Annotated in this window: 15 protein-coding genes and 7 pseudogenes; 18 read left to right on the top strand and 4 right to left on the bottom strand. The window is 62.6% G+C overall.

The features are described from left to right. Window positions 1-31 precede the first annotated feature (31 nt). Window positions 32-685, bottom strand: a complete 654-nt coding sequence (locus tag PAM7066_RS17995; protein WP_085855599.1) for a hydrolase — start codon at window positions 683-685, stop codon at window positions 32-34. Between the two features lie 213 nt (window positions 686-898). Here PAM7066_RS17995 and PAM7066_RS17990 point away from each other — a divergent pair. From PAM7066_RS17990 to PAM7066_RS17980, 3 genes and pseudogenes are all read left to right on the top strand, one after another. Continuing rightward, window positions 899-1,182: pseudogene (locus PAM7066_RS17990) on the top strand (transposase); the annotation flags it as partial. A gap of 264 nt (window positions 1,183-1,446) precedes the next feature. Then, on the top strand, window positions 1,447-1,698 hold the full coding sequence (locus PAM7066_RS17985) for a DUF1427 family protein (RefSeq protein ID WP_085855598.1): 252 nt from the start codon (window positions 1,447-1,449) through the stop codon (window positions 1,696-1,698). A 151-nt stretch (window positions 1,699-1,849) separates the two neighbouring features. Further along, a pseudogene (locus PAM7066_RS17980) lies at window positions 1,850-2,595 on the top strand (IS110 family RNA-guided transposase); the annotation flags it as partial. Between the two features lie 808 nt (window positions 2,596-3,403). Here the strand turns inward: PAM7066_RS17980 and PAM7066_RS17970 are convergent. Next, window positions 3,404-4,575: pseudogene (locus tag PAM7066_RS17970) on the bottom strand (IS5 family transposase). Window positions 4,576-4,843: 268 nt separating this feature from the next. Here PAM7066_RS17970 and PAM7066_RS17965 point away from each other — a divergent pair. From PAM7066_RS17965 to PAM7066_RS17915, 11 genes and pseudogenes are all read left to right on the top strand, one after another. Continuing rightward, complete coding sequence (locus PAM7066_RS17965) at window positions 4,844-6,127, top strand: alpha/beta fold hydrolase (RefSeq protein WP_245749764.1); 1,284 nt, start codon at window positions 4,844-4,846, stop codon at window positions 6,125-6,127. 115 nt (window positions 6,128-6,242) lie between these two features. Beyond that, entirely contained in the window at window positions 6,243-6,635 is a 393-nt protein-coding gene (locus PAM7066_RS17960; RefSeq protein WP_085855597.1) for a RidA family protein, read from the top strand. A gap of 76 nt (window positions 6,636-6,711) precedes the next feature. Next, the gene (locus PAM7066_RS17955; protein WP_085855596.1) at window positions 6,712-7,410 is read left to right on the top strand and encodes a hydrolase; all 699 of its coding nucleotides are present in this window, start codon (window positions 6,712-6,714) and stop codon (window positions 7,408-7,410) included. A 224-nt stretch (window positions 7,411-7,634) separates the two neighbouring features. Further along, window positions 7,635-9,494, top strand: coding sequence for an amidohydrolase (locus PAM7066_RS17950; protein ID WP_085855595.1), 1,860 nt, complete (start codon window positions 7,635-7,637; stop codon window positions 9,492-9,494). Between the two features lie 10 nt (window positions 9,495-9,504). Beyond that, window positions 9,505-9,804 carry a GNAT family N-acetyltransferase gene (locus tag PAM7066_RS17945; RefSeq protein ID WP_085855594.1) on the top strand — a complete coding sequence of 100 codons (300 nt, stop codon included), beginning with the start codon at window positions 9,505-9,507 and terminating at the stop codon, window positions 9,802-9,804. Beyond that, entirely contained in the window at window positions 9,788-11,401 is a 1,614-nt protein-coding gene (locus tag PAM7066_RS17940; RefSeq protein WP_085855593.1) for an MFS transporter, read from the top strand. The genes PAM7066_RS17945 and PAM7066_RS17940 overlap by 17 nt, the downstream gene beginning before the upstream one ends. Before the next feature lie 10 nt (window positions 11,402-11,411). Then, window positions 11,412-11,598 (top strand): annotated as a pseudogene (locus PAM7066_RS19450) (pirin family protein); the annotation flags it as partial. Between the two features lie 62 nt (window positions 11,599-11,660). Continuing rightward, window positions 11,661-12,620: a quinone oxidoreductase family protein gene (locus tag PAM7066_RS17930; RefSeq protein WP_085855591.1), complete on the top strand. Its 960-nt coding sequence runs from the start codon at window positions 11,661-11,663 to the stop codon at window positions 12,618-12,620. A 550-nt stretch (window positions 12,621-13,170) separates the two neighbouring features. Beyond that, on the top strand, window positions 13,171-14,073 hold the full coding sequence (locus PAM7066_RS17925) for a transporter substrate-binding domain-containing protein (protein WP_175484736.1): 903 nt from the start codon (window positions 13,171-13,173) through the stop codon (window positions 14,071-14,073). A gap of 22 nt (window positions 14,074-14,095) precedes the next feature. After that, on the top strand, window positions 14,096-14,989 hold the full coding sequence (locus PAM7066_RS17920; RefSeq protein WP_085855605.1) for an amino acid ABC transporter permease: 894 nt from the start codon (window positions 14,096-14,098) through the stop codon (window positions 14,987-14,989). Then, a complete protein-coding gene (locus tag PAM7066_RS17915; RefSeq protein ID WP_085855589.1) occupies window positions 14,982-15,749 on the top strand; it encodes an amino acid ABC transporter ATP-binding protein in 768 nt (255 codons plus the stop codon). Before PAM7066_RS17920 ends, PAM7066_RS17915 begins: the two co-directional genes overlap by 8 nt. Window positions 15,750-15,757: 8 nt before the next feature. On the opposite strand, the gene PAM7066_RS17910 is transcribed toward PAM7066_RS17915, so the two are convergent. Next, window positions 15,758-16,669 (bottom strand): LysR substrate-binding domain-containing protein, encoded by a 912-nt coding sequence (locus PAM7066_RS17910; RefSeq protein ID WP_085855588.1) that lies wholly within the window; start codon window positions 16,667-16,669, stop codon window positions 15,758-15,760. Window positions 16,670-16,768: 99 nt separating this feature from the next. Between PAM7066_RS17910 and PAM7066_RS17905 the strand changes: the two genes are divergently transcribed. The 3 genes and pseudogenes from PAM7066_RS17905 to PAM7066_RS17895 form a co-directional block, all read left to right on the top strand. Then, window positions 16,769-17,965, top strand: a complete 1,197-nt coding sequence (locus PAM7066_RS17905) for a trans-sulfuration enzyme family protein (RefSeq protein WP_217640010.1) — start codon at window positions 16,769-16,771, stop codon at window positions 17,963-17,965. A 95-nt stretch (window positions 17,966-18,060) separates the two neighbouring features. Beyond that, window positions 18,061-19,506 (top strand): M20/M25/M40 family metallo-hydrolase, encoded by a 1,446-nt coding sequence (locus PAM7066_RS17900; protein ID WP_085855586.1) that lies wholly within the window; start codon window positions 18,061-18,063, stop codon window positions 19,504-19,506. Between the two features lie 197 nt (window positions 19,507-19,703). Beyond that, window positions 19,704-19,859 (top strand): annotated as a pseudogene (locus PAM7066_RS17895) (transposase); the annotation flags it as partial. A 2-nt stretch (window positions 19,860-19,861) separates the two neighbouring features. Here the strand turns inward: PAM7066_RS17895 and PAM7066_RS17890 are convergent. Beyond that, window positions 19,862-20,068 (bottom strand): annotated as a pseudogene (locus PAM7066_RS17890) (transposase); the annotation flags it as partial. On the opposite strand from PAM7066_RS17890, the pseudogene PAM7066_RS17885 reads away from it, so the two are divergent. Beyond that, a pseudogene (locus PAM7066_RS17885) lies at window positions 20,068-20,698 on the top strand (IS5 family transposase); the annotation flags it as partial. The pseudogenes PAM7066_RS17890 and PAM7066_RS17885 sit on opposite strands and share 1 nt — an antisense overlap. Window positions 20,699-20,828 lie beyond the last annotated feature (130 nt).

The raw sequence follows: 20,828 nt of genomic DNA, 5'->3' as shown, positions 1-20,828 counted from the left end.
CCGGCGAATTACCCGCCACGCCGGCCAGGGATCATGCCCCCTTGGCGGGCACGGGGGTATTGAGAAGCTGCTGCTCCCACAGATAGGCGATGGCGCTGCCGCCGAGATGGTTCCTGAGGGCGTCGTTCAGGGCGGTCGCCGTCTCGGCTCGAGCCCAGTCGCGCTGCCATTCCGATGCCAGCGCCAGCCAGGTCATCATGTTGATGCCGCCCGCGATCATGCGCTGGATGGCGACCTCGTGGGCCTCGACCGACGTGCCGCCTGACGCATCGGTGATTACTGTGACGTCCCAGCCTTCGCCGGCTGCCTGCAGCGCGGGCATCGCCACGCAGATCTCCGTCCACAGGCCGGCGATGATGAGTTGCGTGCGCCCCGTCGCCTTGACCGCCTCTACGACCTTGGGATCCTCCCAGGTGTTGATCGTGGTGCGGTCGATCACGTCCTGGCCGGGGAACACCTCGGTGACATGCGGGAAGATCACGCCGCCCCGGTCGGCAACGACGCTGGTCAGGATCGTGGGCACGCCGAACACCTTGGCGCACTTGGCCAGCGCGGTCGTGTTGTTCACCACCATGTGCGGGTCGTGGCTGTTCAGGTTGGCGAGTTGGTATGGCTGGTGATCGATCAGAACGAGGACCGAATCCTCGGGGCGGAGAAGCGAGTCGAGGCCGTTGCGGAAAGTCATGGTATTTTCCTTGCATCAGAGGGGGAGGCGAACTCTGCCGGCATAGGTAGCAAGTTCAACCGACCAGCGCGGCGCAGAAGCTGCCGTGCTGGTGCCAATCTTGCGGTTGCTTCGATCGGCGATTTGGCGCTCTGAGTAGGCGCAGGTCGCTCCCCATCTAGCCGAAACTGCGGACGGCTGAAGATGCGTCGCCGAAGGCGTCGGGCCGAGAGTACCATCGCCCCGGCCTGGCGCAGGGCATGGAGCGAGGTGATCCCGTTCTTTGCTTTCGATCCCGCGATCCGGAAGATCATCTACACGACGAACGCCATCGAGAGCCTGAACCGGGTCATCCGCAAGTCGATCAAGACGCGCGGCTCATTCCCGACTGAAGAGGCCGCAACCATGCTGATCTACCTTGCGTCCGCAGCTTCGAAAAAGGCGGCAGGAACGTTCGGGAATGGTTTGCCGCCCGCAATCAACTGGCTATCATGTTCGAGGATCGCTTCACCGCGTGACCGTATCTGAAACCCGCATGGGCCGCCCCAGATACACAGAGTTCATGACACTCCCGTCGGGCCCGGAAGCTTTGATAGCTGTGTAGCCACTGGACGTTCCCGCCAAGCCCGTTCGATACCCGCGACCGTACTCGCGGTTCAATTTTTGTAATGCAGACTGCGAAGGCAGCAAGATCGGCACCAGCACGTCAGCTTCGGCGACGCAATACGGAAGACCACGCGCTAATTTCCTACTTACACTTGAACACAACAAGGCTCCGAGTGATGAGCAATTTCCAACCCTACGTTCTTTCGCTGGCCGTCGGTCTCGGGATCGGCGTGATCTACGGCCTTCTGTCCGTCCGTTCTCCGGCGCCACCGATCATCGCGCTTTTAGGACTCCTAGGTATGCTTGCAGGCGAAGCTGGAGTTCAGTGGCTTAAGGGCCACGCAAACGTCGTTCAGTCGGTCCTGCACGAGAAGTCCTTCACGTTCTCCACGCGAGATGCCGGTCCGAAGAGTTCTGATATAGCGTAGAGGCCGTCGCATCGGAACTGCCGCAGCCTACGGAGCTGACGTGTCCGGCAAGCCCGAAGCTTCACGCTTGTGGAGCAGCCGGGCCCCTTCATACAACCGCAGGCATGAATAGCGTCTGGTGAGCGTCCGAACCAGGGCAGCAATGGCCATCGACTGCCGGGATGCCGAGGGCATTGCGCGTTTGCTCCACCTCGAGTGGTTCCGCCCCGTCCACGCAAGTCAGCCTCGGCGCAAGCGGTTCAAGTCATCCTGAGTGCTCGAAAGGTAATCCAGCAGAACGTGATCGCACTGGAGATATCACTGCGCGGGCTCTTGCGGAACTTCGGCTTAAAGGTCGGGGCGATATTGCGGGGAAGGTTCGAGCACCGCATTCGAGAACTCGCTGACGGCAATGCCATGCTCGAGACGGCGACAGCTCCCATGTTGCGTGCAAGGGCTTCGCTGCGCCAGGAACTGGCGAGCCTCGAAAGGCTGGTTCGGCAGATGGCTCAGGACGACTCGGTCTGCGTGCGACTGATGACCATGCCGGGAGTTGGCGCAGTTGTCGCCCTGACTTACCGATCCGCGATCGATGACCCGACCCGCTTCACCTCTTCGAAGAACGTTGGCCCCTGGGTCGGGCTGACGCCGTCGCGCAACCAGTCTGGCGAGCGCGATGTCTTAGGCGGCATAACCAAGGCCGGTGACGTGAGCTTGAGGCGCGCGTTGTGCCAGGCCGCAACCGTAATGATGAACCGCGGCCGCGGGACATGGCTGAGAAGCTGGGGCGCTCAAGTTGCAAAACGCCGGGGCAGGAAGAAGGCTATGGTCGCGCTGGCCCGCCGGATCTCGGTCATCCTGCATCGCATGTGGGTCGATGGCACCGCCTTCCAAATGGAGGCTGCGCCGACGACCTGATCCGTAATCCGTCATCTGCCTGATCGCAGGCCCTCGAGGTCCCGCAGGGACGTGGTTCCGATGATGCCGTGCTCCGGACCTTCGTTGACATCCGTCAAGCACGCACCCGAGATGGGCGCATCGGAATTGCACCGAACCAGCATCATGTCGGCAGCCAAGCGCTGACCACGGACCGAAGCATGTGACCAAAGGACCTCAATACAGGACAGCGTGAAGATAAGGAACGAGCCCCGGAAAATGCCGCTCTCCTGCTTCGGCGGGTGTAATCTTCTTGCGCAAAGTGCATTGACTGGGACGGCCCCGTTACCGGAGCCTGGAGCCTAGCGCGGCCGCCTGCGATATCGTTCCGGGTTCTGCCGGTTGGCCAGGGCGCCGCTCATCCTGGCAGAGGGTTGTCTCGCGCCGTAGGCCGTGCGGCGCTATATTGGACTCATGCGCGCGCGCCCGGCGGACGACATCAGTCTGGATGAACTCGCAGCCGAGGCACAGCTGTCATATTGCCAATTCGCGCTGATGTTCAAGCAGAGTGTAGGCGTTCCTCTGCGGCTCTATCTAATGCGCCTGCGGGCCGAGCGCGCCTGCGAGCTTCTTGAGACGACTGCTCTCTCGGTAGCGGAGATTGCCCTCGAGCCCGAATGGTCATTCGCGATCCGATGCGCTCCTACACGTTGCAGTAGCGAACACCCTGACCCTAGCAGGTCGCTGAAATAGTCGGCTGCCAGGAATGCTGTTCTGATCAGGCGGGAGAGAGCCTTCTCCGAGTTCGAGGCTCAGGGCGCATGTCGCCGATCTTCCTCGTTGCTTCTGGTCATGTTGCGAGCAACTTCGGCAGCCTCGCCAGGTTGCAGGCGGCTATTGTCATCGTGAACTGCACGCCGAGCCTTTCGGTGCCGCGCAGCACAGTCTGGGCCATCGACCCCACGGTCTTGGCCCACCCAAAGGGTTCTTTGATCTTCTTCCGCCGTTTCTGCGACAGGGCGTAGCCTGAATGACGAGTTGTTCGGCCGTCTAGCGCGGAATGGCTGCTTTCCGGGCGATGTGCGGCGTGACGCACATCTGGCGAAGTTCAGAAATGAAGTTCGCGCTGTCATATCCCTTGTCGGCACCGAGTGTGAGGCGCCGGGTCAAGCCCGGGGAGTGGCGGTTGACCATCTTCAATGCCGCCTTTCGCTCCGCGTGGCCATCGGTCTGCGTGACCTCCGCCTGCACGATCAGTCCGTTGCGGTTTTCCATCAGCGTATGCCCCATGAAGAAAAGGATGGCCCCGGCGCCGGGTGACTTGTTGTAGAGCCGCGCTTGGGGATCGGTCACCGAGGCATGCGTCGTGTTCGACCGTTTCTGCCCGCGAAAGTCGGCTTCGGCATTTCGGTTGCGGCTGGTCTTGCGGGGCATCGGCTCGATCTCGGTCTGGCGGGGTTCGGGGGCAGCGGTGTCGGAGGGCGGTGAAGGCGGATCGTCTGGTCCATCCGCCTGGCCCGGCGGCGCGCTATCGGCTTTCGGCTGAAAACTCTTCATGGAAGCCCGCACCTTGATCAGCGTGCCGTCGACCGAGAAGTGCTCGTCCGACAGCAGCGGCTTCACCTCCGAGTGGGCAAGAATGGCGGCCATGAACTTGCGCGACATCTCTGTCGTCAGCAGACGGTCCCGGTTCTTCGTGAACACCGTCGCAACCCAGACCGAATCTTCGATGCCAAGGCCCACGAACCAACGGAACAAGAGGTTATACTGCATCTGCTCCATAAGCTGCCGCTCGGAGCGAACCGAGAATAGTATCTGGATCAGGCTCGCACGGATCAGCCGCTCGGGCGCGATGGAGGGGCGGCCCTCGACCGAATAGAGCCGGTCGAATTCGGGACCGAGGCTGACCAAGGCGTCGTTGACGATCTGCCGGATCTTGCGGAGCGGGTGCTTGGCGGGAAAGCGATCCTCAAGGTCGACGCAGCTGAACAGCGACCCGCTCGTCTCGTCCATTCCGCGCATGATCACCTCCTGCCAACGGCTAGGAAAAGTGAATCATGTCCCAGATCCCGCGTCCAGCGCGGGGTTTTTCAGCAGCGTGCTAGTTGTTGTCGACGGGCGCTCCGCATCGTCCCTCGGCCGCGGAACGCACTTTTCGCTCGCTGGGGGCACTGTATCCGTTCTTCTGGCTCATCCGTGCCATCAGCGTGGCCGCGCCAACGCCTAGAACGAATCTATAGGGGATGCCCGCGCCGCGCCGCGCGTTCGGGCATCTGCAGCGAATTCTCTCATGACGATCCAATTTTTGATCGTAGCTCATCGGCCGACCAATGTCGTGTTGTGCCGCAGGAAATGGTGCGCTTCCCGGCCCTTCAATGGGCCGCTTACGTCAACCTCCCATGCAAACGAGTCGACCTCCGGGCCGGGCCGGGATCCGGATGGCTCGGGAGCGGGAGCGGGTTTGCTAAATTTCGGGATCATCCTGTTAAAAACGGGAGCCTTCGCGACAAGCGTGTCGGCCTTCGAAATGCATATCTTCTTCCTAAAGTGGGATGACCGATCCGAGGAGGCGACCATGACTGAAGGGCGACACCTGACGAAACCCGATGCAGGGGCGATGGTTCGACGCGACGTGCTGATTCTCGGCTCCGCGCTTGCCGCGGGACTCACCTTTCCTCTCGAGTTCGCGACAGCCGCGGGCCCCGACAACCTCAACACAACCGAAGGAGGACATGGCATGGGCTACGTCACCACCAGCGACGACGTGCAGATCTTCTACAAGGACTGGGGTCCGAAGGACGCACAGCCCATCATGTTCCACCATGGCTGGCCGCTTAGTTCCGACGACTGGGACGCGCAGATGCTATTCTTTCTGTCGAAGGGCTACCGCGTCGTAGCTCATGATCGGCGCGGGCACGGCCGGTCGGAACAAGTCGACAGCGGACACGACATTGACCATTACGCAGCCGACGCCTTTGCCGTGGCCGAGGCGCTGGACCTGCGCAAGGCGGTGCATATCGGCCATTCCACGGGGGGCGGCGAGGTCGCACGCTACGTGGCACGGCATGGCGAACCGGCGGGCCGGGTGGCCAAGGCGGTGCTCGTCGCGGCTATCCCGCCCCTGATGCTGAAGACCGATGAGAACCCCGAGGGGACGCCCATGGAGATCTTCGACGGCTTTCGCACGGCGCTCGCGACCAACCGCGCGCAGTTCTTCCTCGATGTGCCATCGGGTCCCTTCTTCGGCTTCAACCGCGACGGGGCCACGGTCCATCCGGGCATGATTCAGAACTGGTGGCGCCAAGGCATGATGGGCAGCGCCAAGGCGCACTACGACGGCATCAAGGCGTTCTCGGAAACCGATCAAACAGCGGATTTGAAGGCGATCACCGTGCCCACGCTGGTGATGCACGGCAAGGACGACCAGGTGGTGCCGATAGCCGCCTCGGCCCAGAAGGCGGTCGAACTGCTGCCAAACGGCACGCTAAAGACCTATCCCAAGTTCTCGCATGGGATGCTGACGGTGAATGCCGACGTGCTGAACGCCGACCTGTTGGCGTTTGTTACCGGCTGAGGCGGCTGCGGGGCGTGGCTTTGATCACGGCCCGTTGCGGGTTCCGCAGACCTCGCTCCGGTTCACCTGCGGCGCCCGACCAGCAAGCACCCGCTTCTCAGAAAGGAACTGACACATGTCAAAACGAGATGCCATTTTCCCGGCCAGCCGCCACGCGCTCTATGAGGAGCACGGCTACTCCGCCGCAGTTCGCACGGGCGAACTCCTGTTCGTTTCCGGCCAGGTCGGCAGCCGTGAGGACGGCTCGCCGGAACCTGAGTTCCGCAAGCAGGTCGAGCTTGCCTTCAGCAATCTTGAGGCCGTGCTCGCTGCCGCCGGCGCCGGTTTCGACGATATCGTCGATGTCACTACGTTCCACACCGACCCCGAAAACCAGATCGGAGCGATCATGGAGGTGAAGAGCGGGATCTTTCCCCAAGCCCCTTATCCGACCTGGACGGCGGTCGGCGTCAATTGGCTCGCCGGTTTCGATTTCGAAATCAAGGTGATCGTGCGCATTCCGGGATGACAGCTGCGCGAACACGACGCCCTGCCACAATCGACGAGATTAGAGGGATACATGCATAAGTCCGAGGAGAAATCACATGAACAAGCCTGAGCTTCTGACACCCGAAAACTCCCAGATGATCTTCATCGACCACCAGCCTCAGATGGCGTTCGGCGTGCAGTCGATCGACCGGCAAGTACTGAAGAACAACACCATAGCGCTCGCCAAGGCGGCAAAAGTGTTCGGCATACCTACCACTATCACGACCGTCGAAACTGAGAGCTTCTCGGGCCACACCTACCCGGAACTGCTGGCCGTCTTCCCCGACCACCCATTGCTCGAGCGGACGTCGATGAATTCGTGGGACGATCAGAAAGTGCGCGATGCGCTCCAAAAGAACGGACGACAGAAGGTGATCGTTTCCGGGCTCTGGACCGAGGTCTGCAACAACTCCTTCGCCTTTTCCGCGATGAGCGAAGGTGGCTACGAGATCTACATGGTCGCCGACGCCTCCGGCGGGACGACGAGGGAGGCGCATGACTACTCCATGCAGCGGATGATCCAGGCGGGCGTGGTGCCCGTCACCTGGCAGCAGGTCCTGCTGGAATGGCAGCGCGACTGGGCGCGCCGGGACACGTACGAAGCCGTCATGGACGTCGTCCGCGAGCATTCCGGCGCCTACGGCATGGGCGTCGATTACGCCTACACCATGGTTCACAAGGCGCCCGAGCGGGCCGCCCGCGGGCCACGGCTCGATCCAGTGCCGGCCGGATCGAGCGTCGCCGCCGCGGAGTAGTCATTCGACTCTCGCCGGACGATCGCTGTATTCCTCCCGCCAGCGGTCCCGTCTCCCTCCGGCGCACTTGGCGGGCCTAAACCCCAAGCAGGCCCGCCCTTTTCCGCCTCGCCCCCGAGAGGTACGGGGCGCGCGGAGGCAATGCTCGCGCCCGAACACCATGGCGCCGGCGGCGGGCGGGTCGTCCGCCTGGTCCAGCATGCAGACCGATGAAGGAGCACAGCATGGCTGACACGATCATCACCAATGCCCGCGTGACGACGCTCGACACTGCGAGACCGGACGCCGAAGCGATGGCGATCCGGAACGGCCGCATCGAGGCCACCGGATCGCAACACGAGATCATGCAGCTCGCGGAGTCGGGCACGCGCCTGATTGACGCCGGCGGCCTGAGGGTAATTCCGGGCCTGAACGACAGCCACACTCATGTGGTGCGCGGCGGCCTCAGCTACAACATGGAGCTCCGCTGGGAGAATGTTCCGTCCGTCTCCGACGCGCTGGCGATGCTGCGCTTGCAGGCGGCCAAGACGCCGAGCCCGCAATGGGTGCGGGTGATCGGCGGCTGGTCAGAGTTCCAGTTTGCCGAACGACGGATGCCGACGCTGGCCGAGATCAACGCGGCCGCGCCAGACACACCGGTCTTCATCCTGCACCTCTATGCCAGCGCGATGCTGAACCGGGCCGCCCTGCGCGTCCTTGGCATTACGCGCGACACGCCGAACCCGCCCGGCGGCGAGATCGAGACGGACGCGCGCGGCGAACCCACCGGTTTGCTGATCGCCCGACCGTCGGCTTTGATCCTCTATTCGACCTTGGCCAGCGGGCCGAAGCTGCCCCTTGAGCACCAAGTCAACTCGACCCGTCATTTCATGCGCGAGCTGAACCGGCTCGGCGTGACCTCGGTGATCGACGCGGGCGGTGGCGGGCAGAACTACCCCGAGGATTACGACGTGGTGCAGAAACTGCACCGCGACGGCCAGCTGACGATCCGCATCGCTTACAACCTTTTTGCACAGACTGCGGGACAGGAGCTGTCAGATTACGAACGGTGGATCGGCATGACCGAACCAGGCGCGGGCGACGGCTGGCTGCGGATGAACGGGGCGGGCGAAAACCTTGCTTGGTCCGCCGCGGATTTCGAGAACTTCCTCGAGCCGCGGCCCACGCCCGCGCCGGTCATGGAGGAGGAACTCGAGCGGATCGTGGAACTACTGGCAACCAACGACTGGCCGTTCCGAATCCATGCCACCTACGACGAGACAATAGACCGCTTCCTGACCGTCTTCGAACGCGTGAACGGTAGCACGCCGTTCCGCACGCGCTTCATCATTGATCACGCCGAGACCGTCAGCCCCCGCAACATCGAGCGGATCAGAGCGCTTGGCGGCGGCATCGCGACCCAGCATCGCATGGCGTTCCAAGGCGAGTACTTCGTTGACCGCTTCGGCGCCGAGGCCGCCCGTGCGACGCCGCCGATCCGCGAGATGCTGCGCACCGGCCTGCCCGTCGGCGGCGGCACCGACGCCACCCGCGTCGCGAGCTACGACCCTTGGGTCGCATTGTACTGGCTGACCACCGGCCGGACGGTCGGCGGGCTGCCGCTCTACGGCGACGACAACCTCCTGACCCGCGAGGAGGCACTGGCGATCTGGACGACCGGATCGGCCTGGTTCTCGGGCGAGCAGGAGGTGAAGGGCCAGCTTGCGCCCGGGATGTACGCCGATCTCGCTGTCCTTTCGCAGGACCTGATGACAGTGCCGGACGACGCGATCCGCTCCATCCGATCAGTGCTGACGATGGTGGGCGGCAGGATCGTCTTCGCGGACGGGGACTTTGCCCATTTTGACCCGCCGATGCCGCCGGTGAGCCCCGACTGGTCGGCCAACGCGACCTTTTCCAGCCCCGGCGAACGCCCAGCGCCGATGGCGCCTGCCGCGGTCGGGATGCGCGGCTGTCACGCGGGCTGCAGCAATGGATGCGGTCTTCACGGCCACGACCACGGCATCGCCTGGTCGAACCCGTTGCCCGTCCGCGACAAGTCCGCCTTCTGGGGTGTTCTTGGCTGCTCTTGCTTTTCATTCTGAGGACACCTGGATGACCAACACGATCATTTTCTACACCGATACCGATACCAAGGGCAGATATGCCGCCCGGCGGCTGGGTTTCGACGGCGAAGGGGAGCTGACAGTCTCCAAGGTCAGCCCGACGCTGATCATCGCCGATCACACCGCTGTTCCGGACAGCATGCGCGGCATGGGTGTAGCCCGCGCGCTCGCCGAACGCCTGATCTCCGATGCGCGCGCGAACGGTCAGCGGATCGTGCCGCTCTGCCCCTATGTCCGGGCCCATGCTACCAAGCACCGCGAGGAGCTGGCCGATGTCATCCAGTGGTAGCATTCCTGCCGGCAACCCGAGCGCGTACACACCGCTGAAGCAGCCGGCCTTCGCGCTTCTCTGGACCGCGACGCTAGTATCCAATATCGGAACCTGGATGCACGAGGTGGGCGCGGGCTGGCTGATGACCACACTCGCGCCCAGTCCCGCGGTGGTAACGCTGGTGCAGGCCGCGACCACCCTGCCGATCTTCTGCTTTGCGCTGTTGGCCGGGGCGCTGGCGGATCGGCTTGACAAGCGGCGGATGCTGATCAGCATAAACCTTCTTCTGCTGGCGGTGGTTGGCCTGCTGACCGTGATGGTCTGGTCCGAGGCGATGACACCGACGCTGCTGATCGCATTCAGCCTGGCCATCGGCACCGGCGCGGCCTTCATGGCCCCAGCCTGGCAGGCGATCGTGCCTGCACTGGTTCCGCGCGACCAGCTGAAGCCGGCAATCGCGCTAAACTCCATGGGCGTGAACATCTCGCGCGCCATCGGGCCCGCCATCGCCGGCGCGCTGATTGCGAGCATCGGACTCGCGGCGCCCTTCGCGATGAACACGCTCAGCTTTCTGGTAATCCTTGGAGCGCTGGTGCTGTGGCGCCCGCCAGCGCAGGAGCGGCACCCTCCGACCGGTTCGCTCCTGTCGGAGATGGCGACAGGCCTGCGCCACGTGCGGCATAATCCGGCAATGCTGGCGACCGCGGTGCGGGCGGCAGCCTTCTTCCTCTTCGCTTCTGCTTACTGGGCCCTCATGCCACTTATCGCGCGGGAAGCCGAGGCCGGCGGGTCCACGCTCTACGGGGCGCTGATGGCACTGATCGGGGCGGGCGCAGTGACCAGCGCGATGCTGCTGCCGCGGCTGCAGCGTGGCGCCTCGCCCGACCAGACGGTGTGGATCGGCACCGCCGGAACCGGTGCGACGCTGCTGTTGATGGCTGTCGCGCAAGGGCCGGCGGTACTGTTGCTCGCCGCGTTCCTCGGCGGGATGTCCTGGATCCCGGTGCTGACGTCCCTAAACGTCTCGGCCCAGACCGCGCTGCCGAACTGGGTGCGCGCGCGGGGGCTGGCGGTGTTCCTCATGGTCTTCTCAGGATCGATGGCACTAGGATCAGTCGTTTGGGGCCAAGTTGCGGCGGCGACGTCGGTCTCCTCTGCGCTCATGTTCGCGGCGGGTGGGCTGGCGCTCGGGCTGCTGGCCACGCGGCGCCTGCCGGTCGGCCAGGGCGAGGGCCTCGATCACGACCCAGCGGCGCTCTGGCCCGAGGCGCCGCCGGTCAGTGACGAAGCTGTTGACCAGCGCGCGATGCTCACGATCACCTACCGCGTCCGGCCGGTCGACGTGCCCGCTTTTCTCGACCGCCTAACGCCGGTTTCCCACGAACGGCTGCGTAACGGCGCGACGAGCTGGCACATCCATCAAAGCGTGGAAGAGCCAGAGCTCTGGGTCGAGACGTTCCACGTGCCGAGCTGGGCCGAGCATCTGGAGCATCACGAGCGCGTCAGCGTCGCGGACATGACGCTGCACGCGGCGTTGCACAAGCTGCACAAGGGCGAGACCCCGCCCGTCGTGCGTCACCACGTCGCGCCACGGCGTCGACCTGTATCCCGCTAAGGAGCCTCACATGAGCTGGAACCCGACTTACGCTCCGTATCAGCGATACAGTGCTGGAGACGTTGATCATCCCGCGCGCCCGCGATCATAGCGGTTTCGAAGTCTTTCGCGCGCTCACCAGCCCTCAGCGCCAAATGGTGGGCCCTTTCATCTTCTTGGACGAGATTGGTCCGGCGGATGTCCTCGTCGGTGACGGGTCGAGAACCGACTTTGGGGCACAATTATTCTAGATCAACAGGTAAACGAGAGAAGGCAAATCATGAAGGCTGCTGTCTATGATCAGCAAGGCGATCCGTCCGTCCTGGACTACCGTGACATTCCTAATCCGAACGTTCGGCCAGGGGAGGTGCTTGTCGAGATGCAGGCTGTCTCAATCGAGGGTGGGGATCTAATCAACCGACGCATGTCGCCCCCGCCGGGTCCGGGACATGTGGTTGGTTATGCCTCTGCGGGTAATGTCATCTCGGTAGGCGCCGAGGTTTGCACGCGACGGGTCGGCGACCGGGTCGTGTGCTTTTCGTCCGACGGCTCTCATGCGGCACTGCGCGCCGTGCCTGCAGTACAGACCTGGCTGCTGCCCGAGGGCGTCCATTTCACGGTGGCGGCAGCCGTTCCTATTTCGTTTGGTACGGCACATCATTGCCTCTTCGCGCGCGGGAATTTGCAGTCTGACGAGACAGTGTTGGTTCAGGGCGGCACCGGAGGCGTGGGTTTGGCCACGATTCAGCTGGCAAAGCACGCTGGCGCCAAGGTAATCGCTGTTGCAAGTGAGGCCTCCCGTCTAGTGCGTCTGACTGCGCTTGGCGCTGATCATGTGATCGATCACCGGACCACGGATGTCGCCCAAGCCGTACTGGACCTGACCAAAGGCGCGGGCGTCGATCTTGTGGTTGATCCCGTGGGCTCGACCTTGGAGACTTCACTAAGGGCACTTGGGCCGGAAGGCCGGCTGATCTTCGTAGGCAATGCCGGAGGCGGAGACTTGACGGTTTCTCTCTGGCCGGCATTGCAGGCGAACCAGTCGCTTCTTGGCGTCTTCATGGGAACGCAGTTTGCCAAGCCGGTAGTTTTTTCTAAGGTCGATTCAGTGCTTTCTGATATCGCGGCCGGAAAGCTGGAGGTCCTAATAGATCGGCAGTTTTCTCTTTCACAAGCAGCTGAAGCACACGACCATGCTGAACGCGGCAAGCCCTTCGGTCGCGTTGTGCTGTTACCGTAGCGCCTGTGATGCAGGTTCGTATTGCAGTTGCACCTAAGAGTGTCTTGTGCGGTGCAAGACCGCCGCGCTCATCCGATGTTGGCATCGACACCCCTGCGCGCTTTCCGATCCCCGGCCTGTAGATGGTACGCAATCTTTGATCTGCCTCACATCCAAAGCAGCATCCTGCTCTCCTCGATCAAGGGTCGCGAAGAGGCGGGCCTTCAGGAGGTCGATGTTGGCGCGTCCGTACATCGGCAGTTTGGTATCCCTTCGGCGGGGGCTTTCTGGCCGAGACTGAGGCACCAATCGTAGATCATGCCCCAGGCATGCTCTGACCTTCCCTGACATCAAGCGGCATGGCTATTCCGGCTGTGCCGCGTTTGGTTTCGTTCCGACCGAACCTGCGGTTGATCGAGACGCTGGGCTATACGTTCGGTGAATAGCGTTCCCAAAAACTGGTATTTGACGCATAGTTGACGCGGCCATATCGTGGATTCTGTCGCGCGATCAGAGCGAAACAGATAGAATGAATAGAGCGCCTCAGATTTGTCCAAGAGGGAATATTCAGATGACATCTTTCTTCAGACTTCGCCTCAAACTCACTGCAGCTCTCTTCGCAGCCGCAGTTCTCCCACCCGTGGTCGGCCTTGCGCAGGTATTCGACCTGTCCAGGCTTGAAGCCGTGCCGGAACTTTCCGAACGTGTGCCGGAGAGCGTCGCTGAACGCGGCGTTCTTGTCGGCGGTTCCGACAATGCCTATGCCCCGTGGGAATTTCTGGCAGGCGATGACGGTCAGACGCCACAGGGGATCGACATTGATGTCGGCCGGGCGATCGCGAAGACACTCGGACTCGAGTATGAATCGCGCACCGCGGCGTTCCCCTCGATTCTGCCTGCCCTCGGGTCGAAATACGATATCGGACTGAATGCCTTTTCAATCACTAACGAGCGCATGAAGGTGGTGAACTTCGTGTCGTACTCGGACACTCAGGGCCTTTGGGTGATCCGGGCCGGGAACCCGACCGGGTTCGATCCGGCGGATTATTGCGGTGCCAAGGTCGCCATAATGTCGGGCACCTACTACGAAAAGCACCTGGACCTGGACAACCAGGCATGTCTGGACGCGGGCAAGTCTGCGATCAAGAAGCTGCCGTTCTCGGTGCAGACGGAGGCGATCACCCGGGTCGCCGCTGGCGGCGCAGATGCAACCGCAACCGGAGGCGGCACAGCGGCCTATGCCGTGAAGCAGAGCGGGCGAAGGCTGGAGAACCTTGAACCAGTCGAGCCGATGGGAAAGCGCGGCCTGAACGGTATCGCCGTGGCCAAGGACGATATGGAACTGACCCAGCTGATCGCGGACACGCTGAACCACCTGATCGACGAAGGTGTTTATCCCGAGATCTACGAGTTCTGGGGCGTGGCTCACTTCCTTGTCGATGAATCCGTCGTCAACCCGGATGTGTCGAACTGATATGCCGTCAGATACGACAGCTATGGTTCCGGGAAACGACGACGCCGCCCGCGACGAAGGACGAAGGGTTCGGCTGAACCAAGTGGTGCCGCGCCGCCATCCGGGGCGTTGGGTTGCAGTCGCCCTGTTGGCAGTCATCGTCGGGCAGGTGGCGCACGGCATTATCGTCAATCCGAATTTTCACTGGAATGTATTCTGGCAGTACCTCTTTGCGCCTACTGTCATGGCCGGTGTGGGCTGGACGCTGGTGCTGACCGTGGTTGCAATGCTGGTCGCGATCGTGTGTGCAGGCATCCTTGTGCTGATGCGTGATAGCGACAACCCGATACTCAGGACGGTTTCATGGCTATGGATTTGGTTCTTCCGCGGAACGCCGCTTTACACGCAGCTTCTGTTCTGGGGCCTGTTCGCGGTCCTGTTTCCGCGCCTGTCGGTCTCCGTTCCGTTCGGTCCTGAAATCATTGGCGTGCCGACCGATTGGGTGGTGACCGCCGGCGTGGCCGCAATCCTGGGACTGGGACTGTGTGAAAGCGCTTATCTGGCCGAGATCTTTCGAGCGGGCTTCAGGGCCATCGACCGCGGGCAGACCGAAGCCGCACAAGCCATCGGAATGTCGAGAGGACGCATATTGTGGCGTATCCTTCTGCCGCAGGCGTTGCGTACGATCATCCCTCCGACGGGGAACGAGACGATCGGAATGTTGAAAGGTACTGCGTTAGTCCTCGCCGTGCCATTCACATTGGACCTGATGTTTGCCACCAGCGCGATCGCGAACCGAATCTATTTTCCGGTTCCGATGCTCATGGTCGCGGCATTCTGGTACCTTGCGATTACATCTCTGATGATGATCGGCCAGTTCTACCTGGAACGTCATTTCGGAAGGGGGCAGGACTTTGTCCGGACACGCCATGTCTGACCAGGCCGCTGTATCCCTTGAGGGCATCCACAAGTTCTTCGGCAATTTCCACGCGCTGCGCGGTATCGATCTAACCATCGCCAAGGGAGAAGTCTGTGTTGCAATCGGCCCGTCCGGATCGGGCAAGTCGACTCTTCTTCGATGTATCAACCAGATCGAAGTAGTATCGGCCGGGCGCGTCAGGATCTGTGGCACGCTGCAGGGCTACGATGAGCGGAACGGCCGTCTGCACGAGTTGTCACCGCGTGCCATCGACCGGCAACGCCGGCTGACCGGCATGGTGTTCCAGCGATTCAATCTGTTTCCGCACATGACCGCGCTTGGCAACGTGATCGAAGGCCCCGTGCAGGTGAAGCGTATTCCGAAAGCCACGGCGCGGAGCCACGGGCGGGATCTGCTTGCCCGCGTCGGGCTGGCCGACCTGGCGGACCGCTATCCGAACCAGCTTTCGGGTGGGCAGCAGCAGCGCGTTGCCATTGCGCGGGCGCTGGCGATGGAGCCGGAAGTGATGCTCTTCGACGAACCGACGTCGGCTCTTGATCCAGAACTTGTGGGGGAGGTGCTCGATGTGATCAAGGATCTCGCGGCCTCTGGCATGACGATGATACTGGTCACGCACGAAATAGGCTTTGCCCGCGAAGTCGGCGACCACCTGGTCTTCATGGATCAGGGCACCATCGTGGAAGAGGGGCGGCCGAAGCAAATGCTCGAAGCGCCGAAGAGCACACGCACCCAAGCGTTCCTGTCGAAGGTTCTCTAGCGATGGTGTCAGCAGGAGAAGCCGCCGCCGAACTTTCCGGTCTCTTCCAGGGTATGGAACAACTCGGCGATAAAGTCCTCGACGATCCGCGACGCGGGGCGGTGTGGCGGCAGGATCAGGAGCGTCCGGAAGTGCACTTCGGGCTCGAATGGGCGAAGCACCAGCCCGCGCCCTTTGAACAGCTCGGCGGTAAGGGGATCGACCAATCCCACACCCAGGCCCGCCGCCACCATCGCGCAGATCGTCGTGGCGTAAGGCGTTTCGAGAATGATGCTCAGCTTTACGTCTTCGGCATCAAGGGCCGCTTCAGCCTGCTGACGCGTGGTGTCCTCGGGCGAGAGTGCAATGAATGGTTGATTGACGAGGTCAGCCGGCCGAATGACGGCACGCGCTTCGAGCGGATGACCTTCGGGGACCGCAATCCATGCACGGAAGCGGGCGAAGGGTCGGGTTTCGACGCCGATCTTGTCGATCTCGTCGGACACGACGCCGACATCGAACTGTCCGGATGCGACGTGGTCTCTGACCACGGAGGACATGTGTGTCTGAAATGTGATCGCAACACCCGGATTCTTCGAAGTCAGCGCGGACAATGCGTGGGGGATGACATTGGTGGACAGCGCCGACAGCGAAGCGACACGCAACTCTCCAGACCCGAAATCCCGGATCCGCGCGGCAGCGCCACGCAGATGTGCGAGACCGGCGAAGACGTGTTCGACCTCGCGGAAGAAAAGCTGACCCTCGGCGGTCGGTCGCAAACGGCCCTTGATCCGATCAAAGACGGGGAAACCGATCGAACGTTCGAGATCCTGAATCGTCTTGCTTACGGAGGGCTGCGAAATCCTCAGCATTTCGGCGGCGCGGGAGGTCGTGCCGCTTGTCACGACGGCCCGAAAAACCTCGATCTGACGCAGGTTCATGGTCCAGAGCCTCCGGGCAACCAAGAGCAAAACGGAATGATACGGACAACGGCAATAACGTCAACGCATACAGCGCGCGTTGGAGAAGGGCAGCAATCAGTGGCAACCAGCGATCTGACACGATGTGTTCTGACCCCACGTGTGGCGACGGAGGGTTTTGAGCCGGTCGGCATTGGTGTTCATCGCGCATCGACGATCCTTTTCGAGGATGCGGCGGCCTATGCCGAAAGGGGCGAGCGTGGCGAGAAGGGGTATTCCTACGGTCTTTATGGCACGCCAACGACGCGGACGCTGGAGGAGAAACTGACCCAGCTCGAGCAGGCCACGCGAACATTTCTGGCGCCTTCCGGGCAGGCGGCCAATGCGCTGGCAGCGATGGCGTTCCTGAACAAGGGGGACCACCTTCTGCTGGTCGATACGGTTTATCCGCCAATGCGGGATTTCGCGCTATCGGACCTGGTGAGAATGGGTATAACCCCGGAGTTTTTCGACCCGACGGATCTTGGCGGTCTGAAGGAGCGAATCCGAAGCGAAACCCGGCTCATCTGGTGTGAAAGCCCCGGCTCTACGACGATGGAGATAATGGATATTCCCGCGGCGGCGGCGCTGGCGCACGAGGCCGGGACCCTGCTGGCGGTGGACAATACATGGGCCACGCCGCTGAACCTGAAACCGCTGGCGCTCGGGGCGGATATCGTCACCGAGGCGCTCACGAAGTATGTGTCCGGCCATTCGGATGTGCTGATGGGGTCGATATCCGTTCGCGACCCCGATCTGGCGAAATCGGTGAAGGACATGATCGGCCGTATGGGTATAGGTGCCTCTCCGGATGATGCCTCTCTTGTTCTGAGAGGGCTCGAGACGCTGGGGATGCGCCTGCGGCACTGCGGTGCCGTGGCACAGCGGTTTGCCGAGCGGCTTTCCGGTAACCCCGTGATCGGCAGGGTGCTTTTTCCAGGTCTTCCGACGATGGCGGGGCATGAGATCTTCAAGCGGGATTTCGCAGGCAGCAGCGGTGTCTTTTCTCTGACGTTTCCTGAAAGTGTCGCGCCGCATGTCTGGCGCGCGCTCGATCACTTGAGCCTGTTCGGAATCGGTGCCTCATGGGGCGGCACGCGCAGCCTTGCCGCGCCGATGTCGATCGGAGCCAGCCGGAGTGCAGCCTGCTGGCGGGAGCCCGACGTGATCCTGCGGCTCTCAATCGGGTTGGAAGATGAAGGCGAGCTTTGGGAGGATCTTCAGCAGATGCTGACTGCGCTGGCGCGGCTCAGTGCTGCCGGAGATGCGGCAGAGTGATCGTCTGGCTCGCCAACAAATCGGGGCGGGCGGTGCAGCGACGCGGCACGGCGCGGCGCCCGTCAACCCAATGATACTCCGGAAGGACATATGAAGTGTCGGATACCGAACGCGCGCTGAAGGAGGTTGACGCCAATCTCGAAAGCTCGGTCGCGGAGTTGCTGGAATTGATCTCTATCCCGTCCGTTTCCGGCGAAGAAGAGGGCAGGCCGGGCATCGCCCGTGCGGCCGCCTGGCTCGACGACGCGCTGGCGGATGTCGGCTTTTCGTCACGCGTAGTGGAGACGGCCTGCAATCCCGTTGTCCTTGCGCGGTCCGACGGGCCGGCGGAGAGTGGCAAACGGTTGCTATTCTACGGTCATTTTGATGTGCAGCCCGTCGCTCCGCGTGAGGCGTGGACCCATGAGCCGTTCGCGCCCGAGATTGTCGAAGACGATGGCGTGCGCCGATTTTACGGGCGCGGCGCATCTGACAGCAAGAGCCAGCTTTGGTCTTTCATAGAGGCGCTGCGGGCGTGGAAAGCTGCTAACGGCGCCTTTCCGGCGGAGATCGTGATCATGCTGGAAGGGGAAGAGGAGATGGGATCGCCCAGCCTTGGCGACTTCCTCGAACAGCACCGCGAGGAGCTGGATTGCGACGTTGCGTTCATCTGCGACAGCGACATGTGGTCACCAACCCGGCCCTCGATTACCACTCAGCTCAAGGGGCTGGTGCACGAGACGGTGACCATCAATGCACCGAACGCCGACCTGCACTCCGGTCACTACGGCGCGGTCGCCGCCAATCCAATTCGCATACTCAGCACGATCCTGTCCTCGCTTCACGACGAAAAGGGTCGGGTGGCAATCGACGGATTCTACGATGGTGTCGTCGAAATGACGGAAAGCCAGCGCAAACGCTGGCGTGAATTGTCAGACGAGCTTGACGGTTCGGGAGAGGTCAACCTCGCCGGGGGTGTCATAGAAGACGGCTATACCGCTATAGAGGCGATGTGGGGACGGCCCGCCGCAGATTTCAACGGTATTACGGGTGGAAATCAGGGGCCGGGCGGCCGTTCGGTGCTTCCCGGCTCGGCGACGGTGCGCCTGACCTTCCGGTTGGTGGCCGGGCAGACCCCCGAAACGATCAGGAACCGATTCCGCAAATTCGTGTCCGACCGTGTTCCCGAAGGGTGCAGTGTCGAATTCGACGGGCCGGAGGGCAATGCGGCCGTTCATCTGTCCGAGACGAACCCGTTCCTTATCGCCGCCGCGCGGGGGCTTGAGGCGGAGTGGGGCCAGCCTGCGGTGCTGAAGGGCACGGGCGGGTCCATCCCCGTGGTCGGCGCGCTCAATGACGGGCTTGGGCTGGATTGCGTGGTGCTGGGCTTCATCCTTGAAAGCGATGCGATCCATGCGCCTGACGAGCATTACGACGTCGAGCGTTTCCACCGAGGCACACGGAGCTGGATTCGCATTCTCGGTGAAGTGCGCGGCGGCTTGAGGCCATGGAAACAGGGATCGGATGAAGAGCCCGGTAGGGAGCGCAATATTGGCAACTGAGCTAATCCCGATCATTTGAACAAGATTTGTCGTGCTCCATGCTCTGATCGGCTCAGGCTGATCGGGTTGCGTGACTTCGATTTGCAATGAGCAGACCACCGCAGGCGGTCGGCCGCCAAGCGCCTTGTGCGGGCGGCGGTAATTTGTACGACGAGGTTTGAGAAGACCCACATTACCGGGTCTCCGGGCGAAGCTGAGACCACATCAAGGCGTGGAAGGCTCACCTCGCCGCAGACCGGACGTCGTGCTCGAAAGCCAACGCCAATCGGATGCGCCTGATGCTGCACGGCTGCGCCTACTGGATTTGGTGGAAGCTCCGTGCGGCTTGCCCGAAGCGCTCACCGTGGCGCCGCGTCTCGGCTTGGCCCCGGGCAGAGTAGATCTTCTCATAAAGATGCTTGCCGCGGCCGCCCTCGAGATTGGTGACGATGTAGCGGGTGTCCCGGCCCGAGGGACCAACTTCTACGCGGGCGATGACGCGGCGGGGCGACCGCGACCGGGCCGCGTAGGAGAAGGTTTTGAACCGGCGCAGCTTCTGACCCGGGGTGCGGGCGTAGCGCGCTGGCGAAACTGGCGGAGATGATCGACTGGGAGTTCTTCGAGCGGGAGTGGGCCGGGTTCTTCCCATCCTCCGTTGGACGGCCAGCAACGCCGCCGCGGCTGATCGCGGGGCTTCTCTACCTCCAGCACACCTTCGACCTGTCGAACGAGGCCGTGGTCGCACGCTGGGTCGAGAACCCGTATTACCAGCATTTTTGTGGCGAGGCTTTCTTTCAGCACCGCCCGCCGATCGATCCGTCCTCGCTCACCCGCTGGCGCAAGCGTATCAGTGAAGAGGGCGTGGAATAGCTGCTGACCAAGACCATCGAAGCTGGGCGCGCCTCGGGAACAGTCAAGGAGAAAAGTCTGGAACGGGTGTCGACACGACGGTCATGGAGAAGAACATCGCCCATCCCACCGATGCGCGCCTCTACGAGACGGCGCGGCAGAAGCTGGTGGCGCTTGCCGCTGAAGCCGGGCTCGGGCTGCGCCAGAACTACGCGCGCCTGGCGCCGAGGCTGGCGATCAAGGTCGGACGCTATGCCCACGCCCGCCAGTTCAAGCGGATGCGCAAGGCGCTGCGGACGTTGAAGGCTACACGGGCCGCGTCATGTGGGACCTGCGCCGCCAGCTCGACAGCGTGCCGGCAGGCCCGGAGCTAAGGCCGATTTTGGGTGACGCGGGCTGATCAAGCGGCGCGGCTTTCGGTGCCATCCTGTTCGGCGACACCGTCGTTGAATTTGACGCCTTCGACGACGAGAGGCAACTGGTTCGCGCCCTTC

This window comes from Palleronia marisminoris (assembly GCF_900172315.1).
In the GTDB taxonomy this organism is placed as follows: Bacteria; Pseudomonadota; Alphaproteobacteria; order Rhodobacterales; family Rhodobacteraceae; genus Palleronia; species Palleronia marisminoris.
The sequence above is the reverse complement of the archived record's forward strand: the minus strand, read 5'-3'. Positions and strand labels throughout refer to the sequence as shown.

Excerpts from the sequence above, each read along its gene's own strand:
- PAM7066_RS17995 (WP_085855599.1), bottom strand. The coding sequence starts at position 685 with ATGACTTTCCGCAACGGCCTCGACTCGCTTCTCCGCCCCGAGGATTCG.
- PAM7066_RS17985 (WP_085855598.1), top strand. The coding sequence starts at position 1,447 with ATGAGCAATTTCCAACCCTACGTTCTTTCGCTGGCCGTCGGTCTCGGG.
- PAM7066_RS17965 (WP_245749764.1), top strand. The coding sequence starts at position 4,844 with ATGACGATCCAATTTTTGATCGTAGCTCATCGGCCGACCAATGTCGTG.
- PAM7066_RS17960 (WP_085855597.1), top strand. The coding sequence starts at position 6,243 with ATGTCAAAACGAGATGCCATTTTCCCGGCCAGCCGCCACGCGCTCTAT.
- PAM7066_RS17955 (WP_085855596.1), top strand. The coding sequence starts at position 6,712 with ATGAACAAGCCTGAGCTTCTGACACCCGAAAACTCCCAGATGATCTTC.
- PAM7066_RS17950 (WP_085855595.1), top strand. The coding sequence starts at position 7,635 with ATGGCTGACACGATCATCACCAATGCCCGCGTGACGACGCTCGACACT.
- PAM7066_RS17945 (WP_085855594.1), top strand. The coding sequence starts at position 9,505 with ATGACCAACACGATCATTTTCTACACCGATACCGATACCAAGGGCAGA.
- PAM7066_RS17940 (WP_085855593.1), top strand. The coding sequence starts at position 9,788 with ATGTCATCCAGTGGTAGCATTCCTGCCGGCAACCCGAGCGCGTACACA.
- PAM7066_RS17930 (WP_085855591.1), top strand. The coding sequence starts at position 11,661 with ATGAAGGCTGCTGTCTATGATCAGCAAGGCGATCCGTCCGTCCTGGAC.
- PAM7066_RS17925 (WP_175484736.1), top strand. The coding sequence starts at position 13,171 with ATGACATCTTTCTTCAGACTTCGCCTCAAACTCACTGCAGCTCTCTTC.
- PAM7066_RS17920 (WP_085855605.1), top strand. The coding sequence starts at position 14,096 with ATGGTTCCGGGAAACGACGACGCCGCCCGCGACGAAGGACGAAGGGTT.
- PAM7066_RS17915 (WP_085855589.1), top strand. The coding sequence starts at position 14,982 with ATGTCTGACCAGGCCGCTGTATCCCTTGAGGGCATCCACAAGTTCTTC.
- PAM7066_RS17910 (WP_085855588.1), bottom strand. The coding sequence starts at position 16,669 with ATGAACCTGCGTCAGATCGAGGTTTTTCGGGCCGTCGTGACAAGCGGC.